Origin of the sequence: Exiguobacterium sp. s16 (assembly GCF_018618115.1) — a bacterium.
Classification (GTDB): domain Bacteria; phylum Bacillota; class Bacilli; order Exiguobacteriales; family Exiguobacteriaceae; genus Exiguobacterium; species Exiguobacterium mexicanum_A.
Window position 1 is genome coordinate 1 of the sequence record NZ_JACSLM010000006.1, and the last position, 13,820, is coordinate 13,820.

General features: G+C 53.3%; 18 protein-coding genes. 1 reads left to right on the top strand and 17 read right to left on the bottom strand.

Annotation, left to right across the window (positions count from 1 at the left end):
- Positions 1-106: 106 nt before the first annotated feature.
- The 10 genes from KNP86_RS11250 to KNP86_RS11295 form a co-directional block, all read right to left on the bottom strand.
- Positions 107-1,117 carry a ThiF family adenylyltransferase gene (locus KNP86_RS11250; RefSeq protein ID WP_214754324.1) on the bottom strand — a complete coding sequence of 337 codons (1,011 nt, stop codon included), beginning with the start codon at positions 1,115-1,117 and terminating at the stop codon, positions 107-109.
- Positions 1,114-1,578, bottom strand: a complete 465-nt coding sequence (moaC, locus tag KNP86_RS11255) for a cyclic pyranopterin monophosphate synthase MoaC (protein ID WP_034780615.1) — start codon at positions 1,576-1,578, stop codon at positions 1,114-1,116. Before moaC ends, KNP86_RS11250 begins: the two co-directional genes overlap by 4 nt.
- A 3-nt stretch (positions 1,579-1,581) precedes the next feature.
- Complete coding sequence (locus tag KNP86_RS11260) at positions 1,582-1,809, bottom strand: MoaD/ThiS family protein (RefSeq protein ID WP_015880400.1); 228 nt, start codon at positions 1,807-1,809, stop codon at positions 1,582-1,584.
- A complete protein-coding gene (locus tag KNP86_RS11265) occupies positions 1,806-2,261 on the bottom strand; it encodes a molybdenum cofactor biosynthesis protein MoaE (protein ID WP_015880399.1) in 456 nt (151 codons plus the stop codon). The genes KNP86_RS11260 and KNP86_RS11265 overlap by 4 nt, the downstream gene beginning before the upstream one ends.
- Entirely contained in the window at positions 2,239-2,715 is a 477-nt protein-coding gene (gene mobB / locus KNP86_RS11270; RefSeq protein WP_034780611.1) for a molybdopterin-guanine dinucleotide biosynthesis protein B, read from the bottom strand. The genes KNP86_RS11265 and mobB overlap by 23 nt, the downstream gene beginning before the upstream one ends.
- Positions 2,691-3,926 carry a molybdopterin molybdotransferase MoeA gene (locus tag KNP86_RS11275; RefSeq protein ID WP_214754326.1) on the bottom strand — a complete coding sequence of 412 codons (1,236 nt, stop codon included), beginning with the start codon at positions 3,924-3,926 and terminating at the stop codon, positions 2,691-2,693. The genes mobB and KNP86_RS11275 overlap by 25 nt, the downstream gene beginning before the upstream one ends.
- Positions 3,926-4,474 carry a molybdenum cofactor guanylyltransferase gene (locus KNP86_RS11280; protein ID WP_034780605.1) on the bottom strand — a complete coding sequence of 183 codons (549 nt, stop codon included), beginning with the start codon at positions 4,472-4,474 and terminating at the stop codon, positions 3,926-3,928. Before KNP86_RS11280 ends, KNP86_RS11275 begins: the two co-directional genes overlap by 1 nt.
- Positions 4,471-4,974, bottom strand: coding sequence for a MogA/MoaB family molybdenum cofactor biosynthesis protein (locus KNP86_RS11285; protein ID WP_114164944.1), 504 nt, complete (start codon positions 4,972-4,974; stop codon positions 4,471-4,473). The genes KNP86_RS11280 and KNP86_RS11285 overlap by 4 nt, the downstream gene beginning before the upstream one ends.
- Before the next feature lie 5 nt (positions 4,975-4,979).
- Complete coding sequence (gene moaA / locus KNP86_RS11290; protein WP_034780604.1) at positions 4,980-5,987, bottom strand: GTP 3',8-cyclase MoaA; 1,008 nt, start codon at positions 5,985-5,987, stop codon at positions 4,980-4,982.
- 63 nt (positions 5,988-6,050) lie between these two features.
- Entirely contained in the window at positions 6,051-7,367 is a 1,317-nt protein-coding gene (locus KNP86_RS11295; protein WP_211781932.1) for an MFS transporter, read from the bottom strand.
- Positions 7,368-7,589: 222 nt separating this feature from the next.
- On the opposite strand from KNP86_RS11295, the gene KNP86_RS11300 reads away from it, so the two are divergent.
- Positions 7,590-8,102: a hypothetical protein gene (locus KNP86_RS11300; RefSeq protein ID WP_214754328.1), complete on the top strand. Its 513-nt coding sequence runs from the start codon at positions 7,590-7,592 to the stop codon at positions 8,100-8,102.
- Here the strand turns inward: KNP86_RS11300 and KNP86_RS11305 are convergent, their stop codons facing one another.
- The 7 genes from KNP86_RS11305 to KNP86_RS11335 all read right to left on the bottom strand — a co-directional run bounded on the left by KNP86_RS11305 (position 8,103) and on the right by KNP86_RS11335 (position 13,799).
- Complete coding sequence (locus tag KNP86_RS11305; RefSeq protein WP_034780597.1) at positions 8,103-8,795, bottom strand: Crp/Fnr family transcriptional regulator; 693 nt, start codon at positions 8,793-8,795, stop codon at positions 8,103-8,105.
- Positions 8,796-8,905: 110 nt separating this feature from the next.
- Positions 8,906-9,109 carry a hypothetical protein gene (locus KNP86_RS11310; RefSeq protein ID WP_214718588.1) on the bottom strand — a complete coding sequence of 68 codons (204 nt, stop codon included), beginning with the start codon at positions 9,107-9,109 and terminating at the stop codon, positions 8,906-8,908.
- A complete protein-coding gene (locus KNP86_RS11315) occupies positions 9,099-9,605 on the bottom strand; it encodes a QcrA and Rieske domain-containing protein (protein ID WP_034780593.1) in 507 nt (168 codons plus the stop codon). The genes KNP86_RS11310 and KNP86_RS11315 overlap by 11 nt, the downstream gene beginning before the upstream one ends.
- Positions 9,606-9,625: 20 nt before the next feature.
- Positions 9,626-10,168, bottom strand: a complete 543-nt coding sequence (locus tag KNP86_RS11320; RefSeq protein ID WP_015880388.1) for a 4Fe-4S dicluster domain-containing protein — start codon at positions 10,166-10,168, stop codon at positions 9,626-9,628.
- Complete coding sequence (locus KNP86_RS11325; protein ID WP_034780591.1) at positions 10,165-12,411, bottom strand: molybdopterin oxidoreductase family protein; 2,247 nt, start codon at positions 12,409-12,411, stop codon at positions 10,165-10,167. The genes KNP86_RS11320 and KNP86_RS11325 overlap by 4 nt, the downstream gene beginning before the upstream one ends.
- Entirely contained in the window at positions 12,404-12,691 is a 288-nt protein-coding gene (locus KNP86_RS11330) for a hypothetical protein (protein WP_034780588.1), read from the bottom strand. Before KNP86_RS11330 ends, KNP86_RS11325 begins: the two co-directional genes overlap by 8 nt.
- Positions 12,672-13,799: an MFS transporter gene (locus KNP86_RS11335; RefSeq protein ID WP_114164959.1), complete on the bottom strand. Its 1,128-nt coding sequence runs from the start codon at positions 13,797-13,799 to the stop codon at positions 12,672-12,674. Before KNP86_RS11335 ends, KNP86_RS11330 begins: the two co-directional genes overlap by 20 nt.
- Positions 13,800-13,820: the final 21 nt, after the last annotated feature.

The following is a 13,820-nucleotide window of genomic DNA, read 5'->3' on the forward strand; positions in this document are numbered from 1 at the left end:
ATTCACTCCCAATATGATTTAATCCAGTGTACACAAAAACCCTGAGCAATAGACTTTTTTTAAGTGTCTATTACTCAGGGTACAGATTATTTCGGGGGACACTTTTTTATGCGCCAAGACACTCATCGACCATCGCGATTGCGACGTTCGCGTCATCAATTCCATGGACGAGCACACGACCGTCTTTAAACAAAAGCATCCGATGATTCCGCCATCGCCATTCTAATGTGAACGGTGTCTGTTTCACAGCGATGTCCGCACGCTCGAGTTGATGTGCGATTGGTTCAAGCCCTTCGATGGACCGACGGACTTGGACGACGTCACGCCCACAGAGGAGTGCTGTCTGTTGCCGATTCGGGACGAGGCTCGGATAGTCGTGAATTTGACAAGAAGGACAAGACACATCGACGAGACGTGCGACATCGAGTCGCTGTGACTGGTTTTCCCACATATCTTCAATCAAGAGTCGACGTTCCATCTTTTCATGACGCTTCGTCAAATATTTCAATGCCTCAACGGCTTGACGACTTGCCACATGTTGAACGATTGGCGCCACCACCCCCGCTGTCGCGCACGTTTGCCCGGCTAGCGGCAAATGACGCATGAGACAACGAAGACACGGCGCTTCTCCCGGCATCACCGTGTAGTTCATGCCGTATGCCCCGACGCAAGAGGCAAACAAGAACGGAATGCCACGCTCGAGTGCGAAATCGTTCAATAGAAGACGCGTCTCGACGTTATCGGTTGCGTCCAAGACGAGATCAACGGACGGCAAAGGCCGAAGCCAATCCCACGAGACATCGGCGATTTGCGCGTCCAACTCAACGTCTGAGTTGATGGCCCGCAGGCGTTCGAGCGCCGCGACCGCTTTCGGCGTCTCGGCACGTGCGTCCTGTTCCGTATAGAGCGTCTGTCGTTGTAAGTTCGTCACCTCGACATAGTCGCGGTCGACGAGGATGAGCGAGACGCCGGCCCGAACAAGTTGATCGCTAACGGCTGCCCCGAGCGCGCCGAGACCGACGACGAGCACTCGTTTCTCCATCAGATGTTCTTGGCCCTCCACCCCGATGCCGTGGAACCGGGCCTGCCGCGCGTAACGTTCCGGGATATGTGTCATCGGATGTAGTCCCCTGACTTCCCGCCTTGTTTCTCGAGCAAGTATGTCGGTCCGATGACGATGCCTTTATCGACTGCCTTCGTCATATCGTACACGGTCAATGCAGCGACCATTGCTGCCGTCAACGCCTCCATCTCGACACCGGTATCGCCTTTCGTCTTCACAAACGACTCGATGATGAGCTGTGTCCCGTCCCATTCGAACGTCAAATCGACTTTTTTCAAGGCGAGCGGATGACACATCGGAATGATACGGCTCGTCTCTTTGGCGGCCATGATGCCAGCCACTTGAGCGACAGCGAGTACATCCCCTTTTGCAAGACCCCCATTCGTGATGAGCTGTTTGAGTTCACCGCTCAGTTCAACTGATGTACGGGCCCGAGCAGTACGTGTCGTTTCCGGTTTATCCGAGACATCGACCATCCGCGCTCGCCCTTGGTTGTTCATATGTGTCAATTCCATCGTTTACCCTCCGCTCACCATTGGAATGACGGCGACCGTGTCCCCGTCTGCAACCGTGTATTCGTCCGTCTCATAACGCTCATTGACCGCGAACATGAGACGTTCCGCTCCTGACACGCCCCGCTCGGCCAAATCCGCTCGCAAGGCGGCGATTGTTTGTGGCGCTGAAACGGTATAGGACCGGACCGCCAACTCTTCTGCCACGTGGGCAAAACATAATACCTCAATCATGTGTACGTCACTCCTTCCGGGCGTCCTGGGTGTTGTTCTTTTTGATCACCCATCCATTTCGTGCCGTCGGTCCAATGCTCCCGTTTCCAAATCGGGACAATTTCTTTAATCCGTTCGATGGCGTAACGATTCGCCTCGTAGGCGTCGGCGCGATGGGAAGAACTCGTCGCGATGACGACCGCTTCTTCCATGATATCGAGTCGTCCAATCCGGTGATGGATCGCCGTCAACGCACCAGGCCAACGTTCCGCTACTTCTTTCGCGATTTGTTCGAGCATCTTCTCGGCCATCGGTACGTATGATTCATACTCCAAGAGTTCGGTCTGTTTGGAACCAGTCATTTCCCGCACCGTCCCGATAAACAGCACGACCGCCCCGACGTTTCGATGCCGGACCGTTTCGTAAAGTGCCATCGGTTCGAGCGGATGTTCATTCACTTGATACCATTTCATCCTCCATCCACCTTTCCACTGAACGCATCAACCGGTCCTTGTCTGCCACGGAGTCTCCGCGTGCGATCACGTTCGTCACATCGACCGGTTGTTCATGCCCGTCTCGCACGAGCACCACTTTCGGATAATCTTTCCGTTTGTATCCTTCGATTAGCACGATGTCGACGTGCGCCTCGTACCAGTTGAGGAGCAATTCAAACGTATCGACCGCTTGCCACTCGATCAACGTCCCGTCCTCACCGATCACACTCGATAGCACGGCACCAGCCAACGCGTGACGGTGCGAGTCAGTCATCGGCAAGTCGAACGACCCTCCGTGACCGTGGTGCTTGATGACGCCGACACGGAGCCCCGTCGCCGACAAGCGTGTTGTCAGCTCGGAGACGAACGATGTCTTGCCGCTATTTTGATAGCCGACCACTTGTAAAATCAAAGCCGATCGATGATTCGACATCGCACCGTGTCCCCTTTCTGAAACCCTCTCGTCCCGCCTGCCAGATGAATCAACGCGTTACACGTCGCGAGCGAGGAGACGATGCCCGACTTATCTTTACCGCTCGGATGAACGACCGTCTGCCCGGTCGCATCAATCGTCACATGTCCACGGACGAAGCGGTCGAACGGATTCGGTTTCGGGAAATCGACACCGAGTTCCGCCAAAATGACAGGACGTTCCGTTTGCCCGAACAACGTCTTCATGTACGTACCGACAAACAGTTCCGTGCCGACAAAACAGGCAGACGGATTGCCGGATAAACCGAACAACAACCGACCTTCGACGTGCGCGACCGTCGTGACGGACCCTGGCCGCATCCCGACTTTATTGAACAGTACTGTCGCTCCGAGCGCCTCATACACATCCGGTAAATAATCGAAATCTCCGACCGATACCCCGCCTGTCGTGACGATAGCATCACTCGTCTGAAGCGCTTCTTCGACCGCCCGCTTCGTCGAAGTGAACGTATCCGGCAAGATGCCGCCATACGTTGCCGTGCCGCCAAGCTCCTCGATTTGGGCAAGAATCATATACGCATTCGAATTATAAATTTGCCCGTCGGCTTTCTTCCGTCCCGGTTCGACGAGCTCGTCTCCAGTCGCGAACACAGTGATGTGCGGTTTCACGTACACGTCGACTTGTTCATAGCCGAACGTTGCGAGCAAGGCGATGACGCCCGGATTGATGCGGGTACCTCGGCCGACGATATTCGTTCCTGCCGCCACATCTTCCCCGCGATAGGAGATGTTGGCATCACGGGCCGGTCGTTTGAACGTCACGACTCGTTCATCTGCTTGTACGAGCTCGAGCATGACGACCGCATCGGCTCCGTCTGGAATTTTTGCCCCGGTCATGATGCGAATCGCCTCGCCGGCGCGGAGCGGTTCTCCGACATGTCCAGCTCCCTGAACGTATTGAATGGGTAATGTCACCGGTTCATCGCGGTTCGCAGTCAACAAGTCCGCGGAGCGGACAGCAAAACCGTCATACGGCGACTTGTCAAACGCCGGAACGTCATGCGTCGCGACGAGATCCATCGCTAAAATCCGTCCGTTCGTCCGATGCAACGGTACCGTTTCCGTCCGACCTCTCCCCGTCGCTTCTTCGACGCGTGCGACCGCCTCGTCAACGGCGAGCGGCTTACGAAATAGCGTCGATACCTTTTCCATTACTCCACTTCCTTTCCTAGCACTTCTTCATAATCTCTCGGTGTGTTCACATTTTTAAACCAGTCCCGTTCAGCAAACGAGACGATTGTCGCCTCTGTCAAGTGAGGCATGACCGCCCGTTCGCCTCGACGTAACGCGGCTTCGAACTGGGACAGTATCGAGCGGGGATACAAGGCGATGAGCGGATGGATTCGATTATCGGCGTAGGCGACAACTGGCTGATCCCCTCGCTCCCTCTCAAGCCGTTCATAAACGGTCGGCGGCAACAAAGGTGTATCACACGCACAGATGGCATACCATTCAGCCGGGACGTGCCGCATGACGGTGACGATGCCAGCGAGCGGCCCCATGCCGCACCATTCTCTGTCGTCTTCGAGTTGATAGGGTGTCATCGACTGTCCGGCCGGCACGACGCTCCATTGGGACGTCGTCGTGGTACTAAGCGTCTGTCGTGCCCGGTCTTCAAACGAGACGTCCTCATAACGGGCTTTCCATTTGGGAGATCCGAACCGACGTGACTTCCCGCCTGCCAAGACGATCCCAATCATCGTGTCGCTTCCCAGACGATATGGGAGAGCTCAGGGAGAATCAAGCGAGTCATCGCCAAGTCGACGGCGCCTCGCGACCCTGGCATCGAAAAGATGATCGTATCCCCGATGCGTCCTGCTAAAGCTCGCGACAACATCGCCGCCGGTCCGATATCTTCCGTGAAGCTGACATAACGGAACAACTCGCCGAACCCGACCATTTCCCGGTCAAGCAGCGGTCGAATCGTCTCAATGGTGACGTCCCGTTTCGTGATGCCCGTTCCCCCGGTCGTCAAGATGACGTCCATTTTTTCGTCGACCATTCGTCTGACGGCCGCTTCGATTTCAAATGGGTCATCTTTCGTGATCTCGCGGTATGTGACCGTATGTGCTTCTTCTTTTAATAGCGTGCAAATATGTTCGCCTGACACGTCCGTATCGAGTGTTCGCGTATCCGAGATCGTTAAAATCGCTGCCCGGACACGCTGTGTGTTTTGATGTACATGGTTGTGTGCTTGCATCGTCTTCATCCTCCGATATAACTCATTTCAATCCGGTTACGTGCCCGACTCCCAGTTCGCGACCGTTCTTCCGAATAGCGGTCGTCCCGTACTTCCCATACCATTTTCAGTGTCATGGCGATCAATTCATCGCTCGCCCCACTGCGGAGCAATTCGCGGATATCGGTCCCGTCTTCAGCGAACAGGCACGTGTACCATTTGCCGTCACTCGATAGGCGGCCTCGCGTACACGTTCCGCAGAACGGTTGACTGACCGAAGAGATGAAGCCGACTTGCGCCCCATCCGTGTAACGGTAACGTTGCGCGACTTCTCCTAGCGTTTCAGGTGCAAGCGGTTCAAGTAATCCATTTCGTTGTTTCAACACCTCGAGAATCGATTCAGACGATACGACATGTTCGACGTTCCATTCATTCGCCGTGCCGACATCCATGAACTCGATGTAACGGAGCGTGATGTTCCGTTCTTTGAAATACGCGGCCATCGGGGCGACTTCATGATCGTTCCAGCCTTTCCGGACGACCATGTTCACTTTCACTTCGAGCCCTTGCCGTTTCGCCTCATCGATTCCTCGTAATACCGTCTCGGGCGACGTGCCGCGTCCGTTCATCATCCCGAACGTCTCGGCCGATAAGGCGTCTAGACTGACGTTGACCCGGTCGAGCCCAGCTTGCTTCAACACTTTCGCCATCCGTTCTAAATAGACGCCGTTCGTCGTCAACCCGATCGTCTCAATGGTCGTGACCGTGCGAAGGCGGCGAATCAGTTCATCGAGATTCGGCCTGAGTAGCGGTTCGCCCCCGGTCAGACGCACTTTTTTCACGCCGTGTGGGGCGATGATGCGAACGAAGCGCTCGATCTCGTCAAACGATAACAACTCATCTCGTTTTAAAAATTGGTGGTGGCGAAACGCTTCTTCCGGCATACAGTACCGGCAACGAAAGTTGCATTTATCAATGACTGAGATGCGTAAGTCTTCCAACGGTCGTCTCCGTCGATCGGTCCATGGTGTCATCTTGGTTCATCCTTTCTATCCATCAACGACAGCAGGGACCCTCACAGTCCCTGCGTCGGTTTGTCAGCGAATCGGCTTTTCAGCACCGCTGCGCAAGTAATAATAAATTGTGGTGGCAATCGAGATCGCATAGAGCCCTAGCATGACGAACAACGCACCGTTGAACGAACCGACGAGCTCGAGCGACCAACCGAACATCTTCGGAATGAAGAAGGCGCCGTAAGCAGCAAACGCTGCCGAGAATCCGACGACGGCCGGTGTCTTCGTCGCCACGAACACGTGGGGAATCATCGCGAACGTCGCTCCAGAGTTGAGTCCTGTTGCGATGAACAAGACGACGAAGGAGATGAAAAACATCGTCAAGTTGCTGTTCGTGATGGCCATGATGACACTGATCGTACCGAGCGCCATGATTCCGAACACGATTAATGTCACTTTGGCCGCTCCGATCTTATCACTGATCCAGCCCCCGAACGGACGCGAAGAGGCGCCAAGGAATGCACCAAGGAAGGCGAGCGCCATCAAGTCCGACTCAGGGAACTTTAACTTTAAAATCATCGGGAACGCTGCGGCATATCCAATGAAGGAACCGAACGCCGCCGTGTAGAGCAACGTTTGAATCCAAAAATGTTTGTCTTTAAACACGCTCGCCTGTTCACGAAGCGATTGACGCGCGGTCGGTAAGTTATCCATGAACAAGTATGCGCAGACCGTCAAAATGATGGTCGGCACGACCCAAAGGAGCGCGGCGTTTTGAAGCCAAATCTCTTCGCCGGTCTCGGTCACGAGGGCGTTCCCGCCGATGAACCCGAAAATACTTGTCGTGATGACGAGCGGTGTGATCAATTGGACGAGCGAGACGCCCAAGTTCCCGATGCCTCCGTTAATCCCTAGCGCCGTCCCTTTTTTCGCTTTCGGATAAAACGCGCCGATGTTGGCGTTTGATGACGAGAAGTTTCCGCCGCCTAGTCCGCAAAGTGCGGCCAAAATCATGAATACCCAATACGGCGTATTAACGTTTTGAACGGCATAGGCGATGCCTAGGAGCGGCAACAACAAAATCGATGTCGAGAAGATCGTCCAGTTCCGACCGCCGAATATACTGTTTGCGAACGTATAGAAAAAGCGCAACGTCGCCCCGACGAGTCCAGGCAGTGCGGCCAACGTGAACAACTGGCCTTGCGTAAAGCTAAACCCGATTGAATTCAATTGGACGGCCGCGACCGACCACATTTGCCAGACGATGAATGCAAGCGTCAGTGCCGGGACCGAGACGAGCAAGTTCCGATTGGCGACTTGTTTTCCCGTCCCTTCCCAAAATCCCACATCCTCCGGCTTCCACTCGGCGAGTGCGTGTGACCCTTTGTCTAATTGTTGCATGGTCTATTCCTCCTCTTAACGGTTCAATTCGTACCCTAATCCCATCCTATCGACCGTCCTCTTAAAAAAGTGTGCCTTCTTTCACACTTATTTCGCATCTTGAGTTTTTTTCTCACCCTGTCATCAATCTGTGACAAAATCGCCTATCTTTTGTTTCTGTGACATTGAACACAGAAAAACCCTCCCCGATTCCTTACGATAAGGAATAGAGGAGGGATTAATTTGTCACATCTCATTCAAATCCACTGTGCGCCCGAAGTTCGCTTGGCGCTACAACCATATTTCTTCAGTCAAGACGGGGCCCACGTGTTCCGTGTCTTCGGCGTCGCGATCGCCGAGGCTGCGTTCACCGAGACGGGGCTCGATATCACGTTCCCACTGGAAAGTCCGATGGAAGAACTACAAGCGCTGCACACCTTGCTCGTTCGGATCGATACAAACCACGACGTGACGATCGATGATACCCAGGCGGTCATCGGCTACTTAGGGGACGGGACGGTGGTCACCGTCTATCGCCACTTCAAACGTTGGCTGGACTTTTTGTCCGCAGCGCGCGTTCGCTCGATGGAAGGTGTCGTCGTCGAGGTCCGTGCTAACGGGGTCAAGCTAGCCGAAGGCGTGCTCCGGTCTTATGAGTTGATGGAAGATGGCGATTTTTATGTATCGGCCTGTACAATCGAGGCCGATGGGTTAGAACATTTTGAAGGCGAGCTATCGCTTGCCGCCGTAATGTGATCAATCGATGACACAGACCGAGACCGGACAGTCCTCACAATGGTTGAGCAGTTTCAACCGGTCGAGGTCATGGATAATGATTTGACGGGAAGGGAGCGAAATAATCCCTTCTTGAGCGAGCTCGTTCAACATGCGGTTCACGCGTTCACGCGATGTCCCGCAATAGTTGGCGAGCTCTTGGTTTTTCAGTTTCAAGTCAATGAGAATGCCGTCTTCGACTTCCACCCCATAGCTGTTCGCCATACGAATGAGCGTCGAGTAGAGCGCTCCTTTTTTCCCGTTCAATACCAAGTCTCTAAATTTCGTATGCTGTTTCCGCATATGTTCGTTGATCATGACCATGAACTCGCGGACGAATTCCGGGTTCGACGACAAAATCATCGTTTCAATACGCTCGATTTTGACCGCGTAAATTTCACTATCTTCTAAAGCCTTGGCGTTAAATAAATATTTTGGTTCGATTGCGAATAACGTCAACTCTCCGCAACAAGCCTCAGCGCTTAAACAACGTAACGTCAATTCTTTTCCATTTTCCGTCAATTTCGAAATTTGGATCAGTCCACTCTTTACAATATAAAATTCAGCTGCGTCTTCTTGTTCTCGGAACAGAAAACCGCCTTTTGGGACATGAATGATTCGATGTGCCAATTTTTTTGTTTCCTCGAGCACCATCGCTTTACTTGAATGAGCCATTTCCACCGACCTTCCTTAAAACACGTTGCGCCATATTAAAGCTTGCCTTCATTCTAAACACAAACCCCCTCGAAACGCAATCAACATTTGGAAGCGTTTCAAGGGGAGGACTATTCTTTCGTACGATATTCAATTTTTTTCCAATATCGATATAATAAGCCGATCAATCCGACATTGATGACAGCGATGATCATATACAGTCGCATCGAGGCATGATCATACACCATGTAGCTCTCAATTGTATATTGCAAGAGTACCATGTTCGTCGCGAGCAATATGACCAATCCGATTAAACTCCAACCGTTACGCCCCATGATGAATCTCTCTTCCGACCGCAAAAATCTTCCCGTTCTCGATTTCAAGCAAGATTTTAGGGAGTTCCCGCTGCGGCGGACCGGCCTGTGGTTGGCCGTCGACACCGAAGTAACCACGGTGGCACGGACAGAGGAGTACGTCCTCCTCCTCTACGTAAAACACCGGGCACTGCAGATGGGTGCATTTGTTGTTATAGGCAACGAACTCACCATTCTTTAAATGAACGAGCAACGATGGTTCCGTACCCGGATATTCAAATTCGAGTGATTTCCCGCGCTCTAGCGCCTCGACCGTCGTGATGAACTGACGGTCAGTTCTCGGCTCGCTTCGAACGAAGGCCGCGATATTGAACGGGACGGTCGCGAGACCGAGTGCGATACCGGCGCCGAACGTTGATTTGATGAACGCCCGTCGATTCAGTTTCACGTCATCGGCCCGGCTCAAGTTATCGACGAGTGCGGATAACCGTTCCCGGTCTTTTGATTCATTTGACATAAGTCATCTTCCTTTCCATCTCAATCGGAATAGACGCCAAAGAATTCAGGGACGTAATTCCATTTATCGTCTTGCGAAGGCTTTTTCCCTTCGATCATGTTCATTTGGACGCGTTGACGACGGAGTTGCATCATCTCGTCATGGTCGATGAAGCGAATCGCATCTGACGGACAAACCGACGCACACATCGGCGCGATATCATGTTTGGAGCGGTCGTAACACATGTCGCACTTATACATCTTATTCTTCTCAAAGTCGAACTTCGGAATCCCGAACGGACAAGCGAACGTACAGTTCCGGCAGCCGATACATTTTTCTTCCGAAGCCGATAACACGACGCCCTCTGGCGTGATTTGAATCGCATTGGCCGGACACACTTGAGCACAAGCCGGATTTTTACACTGCATACAGATCATTGGGAACGTCTGACGGTTCTCCGAGAAATCGATATAATCCACATAGTTGCGCTCGAGCCCCTCGTGGTCCCCGCATTCGCGGCAAGCTGCCTGACAGGCCCGACAGCCGATACAACGTTCAAACTCTAAATACATGACCTTATTCATTTCGTATGAACCTCCTCATCCATGACGTGACAGCTCGTCGCAATCGCATGGTCCGCCATAAACGGCACGCTTGATCCGAGCGGGACCGTCAACGGATTAATGTGTAACGGGGTGTTGGCCGGTAACTTTTTCATTTGTACCGCACATACCTTGAACTCCGGCATGCGTGACATCGGATCGAGACACGGGTTCGTCAATTGATTGATGGCGAGCTCCTTGCCCCAATGATAAGGGACGAAGACCGTATCTTTTCGAATCGCCTTCGTCAAACGTGCTTCGACGACCATCGATCCGCGACGTGTGCGGAGTTCGACTTTGTCGCCCGTTTGAAGGCTATAACTTGATGCCAACTCCGGATGGATTTCCACGAACGGCAGTTTTGACATCGTGCTCAAGAAGTCGACACGGCGCGTCTGATTGCCCGACAAGTAATGGAAGACGACCCGCCCTGTCGTGAGCGTGACCGGATATTCTTCATTCGCATATTCACCGGCCGGCCGATATGTGACGACAGGCAAATTCGCTTTTCCGTTCGCCGTTCCAAACCGTTCTTTGAACATCGTCGGTGTGCCGGGATGATCTTCGGACGGACATGGCCAAAAGACACCATACTCGTCGTCGATTCGTTCCCATGTGATCCCAGAGTAGTCAGCCGCTCCACCTTTCGTCGCGATGCGGAACTCTTCCCAAATGTCACGCGCCGTCTCGTATGGGAAGTACTGTCCACGTCCCATCCGCTCAGCGATCCGCTTCATGATTTCCCAGTCTGGGAGCGAATCCCCGAGCGGTTCGCGCACTTTCCGGATTCGAATGACACGTCCTTCTAGGTTTGTCGTCGTCCCTTCGTCTTCGGCCCACGAACAAGCCGGTAAGACGACATCAGCGAACTCACAAGATTCCGACATGAAGAAGTCACTGACGACGAAGAAATCGAGTTTGTTGAAGCTGTCCCACACGTACGGAAGGTTCGGTGCCGAAACGGCTGGGTTCGAACACATGAGGTGCATCGCCCGAATCGTTCCCGCTTGAATCTCATCGAACATTTCGAACGCGGACACACCTGGTTTTGGCATCTCGGAAGGATCGATGCCCCAAACCCCGCTCACATATTCAACGGCTTTCGGGTCAGTTAATTTCCGGTAGCCTGGTAACAGGTCTGCTTTTTGTCCATGTTCTCGTCCACCCTGCCCGTTCCCTTGCCCCGTCATCGTGGCGACGCCCGAAGCAAACTTCCCAATCATGCCTCGTAAGAGCGCCATCGACGTATAGAGCGAGACATTGTCGACGCCTTTTGACTGTTGTTCGACGCCGCGGGCGAACAACATGACCGAACGTGGGCTCTTCCCGTAAATATGACCGGCCTTCTCGAGTTTTTCGATGGCGACACCGGTCACCTCACTTGTCCGCTCGAGCGTCCAGTCTCGGACCGACGCTTTCAACTCTTCGTAGTTATCGCAACGCTCATCCACGTACGCTTGATCAACATAATCGTGTTCGACTAAAAAGTTGAGCAGTCCCATCGCAAGCGCCGCATCCGTCCCTGGCTTCAAATCGAGATGGACATCGGCGACGCGCGCCATCGGAATTTCACGCGGGTCGGCGACGATGATTTTCGCGCCTTTGTCTTTCGCCTTCCAAATATGTTGTGTCGTCGTCGGATGACATTCGGCAATATTCGAACCGGCGACAAAGAATGTGTCGACGTGCTCGAACTCCGTCCATGGAAGCGTCGCTCCGCGGTCAATCCCAAGTGTCTTTAAGAAACCGCCGGCAGCTGACGACATGCAGAAGCGACCGTTGTAATCGATGAACCGTGTGCCGAGTGCGACCCGGGCATACTTCCCGACGAGGTAACATTTTTCATTCGTCATCGAGACGCCGCCGAAGACGGACACCGCATCTTTCCCATGCTCTCGTTGAATGCGTTTAAAGTTCGCTTCGATTACGTCGAGCGCTTCTTCCCATGTCGCTTTTTCAAACTTGCCGTTCCGTTTGATGAGCGGGGTCATGATGCGGTCCGGATGTTCGATCGTTTGATAGGCCGTGACGCCTTTCGGACAAAGTTTTCCTTTGTTGACCGGGAAATCGTAGCGTGGTTCAACGCCTTTGACGGCCCCAGTTTTCTCATCGACCCGGATATGCATGCCGCACTGCATGCCGCAGTAACAACAGTGGGTCGTGATCAGCTTTTCACCCGGTTTGATTAAATTCTGTACTTCTGGCGACGTTAAAAAGTCACTCATCGTCTTCCCCTCCATAGAACGTTTCCGCTCTTCGTTTTGAAAATCCACTGACGTGATAGCCGTTAATCGTTTGAAGCGGATAATGCATCCCGTCACTTCCAGGCCGTCCGAGCGCCGAATCGAGCCGGGCCCGACGACGACAGCCGTGACAGAGGTCTTGGACCGTGTGTGCCGCATCGACTTTCACGAGTTGGTCCGACCCTTCGAGCAATTGTTTCACTTGTTCAATCTCTTCAAGCGTGCCGGTCGGTTCGCCGCACTTAACGCACAGGTGTCTCATCTTTTGCCTCACCTTTCGTCTCCTTCGGTCGGCCGAATCCTGGCATCGACATGCCCGTGTTCGTATCGACCGGGTGTGTCGGTAACTGTCCGTTCATCAAGTTCAATTGCATCTTCACACGCATCGAACGTCGACACGGTTGGCAGTAATCGGAGAGCTGGGTCCCGTCACTGAGCCCGAGCTGGATCGTCTGTGCTTGCAAAATCGCTTGGACGTCCTCGACTTGATTATCCGTCGCATAACGTGTCCCGCACCCGGCGCAGACACGGGTCTCATCCGCTTCGACTTCCCGGTAGTTCATCGGGACGCTGGCCGCCATCGGTCGGACCGGCAAGTGGAACAGTTTACCGAACGGGAAGTAACATAAAAAGATGATGACGGTCAATTGATGGAACAAGGCGAGCTCGTGATGGATGAAGCCTCCGAAGAATACATACGACACGGTCAACAACAACCCCGAGACAGTGACGATGAGCAACATGAGGAGCGGTAATATATCAAATTCGAACCGCTGTGTCACTTTCACGTCCTGGTCGTTGATCCGGCGATAGAGCGCCATGAGCACGCCGACGAGCAACATGAGCGCGGTGATGTTCAAGCCGTTATAGACGAGCTCGGCGAACAACCCGTGCGCGGCCATCTTGATGGTCGGGATGTTAAAGACGACAATCTGATACGTCTCGATATCAATCAAATCAAACCGCATCCATTGGAACGTCAACCCGAATGTGATGGCGAACGACCCGAGACATCCCCAGGCGATCAACATATGTTGGGTCCAGCGGTACCAGCCACGTTCCCAGATGAACTTCTGTAAGACGATGTTGTTGACGGTCGTGGCGGCGACGGCTTTACTGGCCCGTTTCTTTTCTGCCTTCATTTGTTTGAGGCTCCGCTTCAATACTTGTGAGGTGGCCGGCCGTGCAAAAAATAACGTCAAGCGGACGACCATCCCAATCATGCAAATGACGGCGGCGATATAGTAGCCGAACAGCGCCATGTCTACGTGCTCAAATCCTGCCGAGGCAATCCATGTCGAGAGCACCAAGACGGTGAATCCTACGAACGACCACTTTGCGGCGGTCGAATAAAAATAACGATCGGACATATGTGTTCCCCCTTCTCTTTC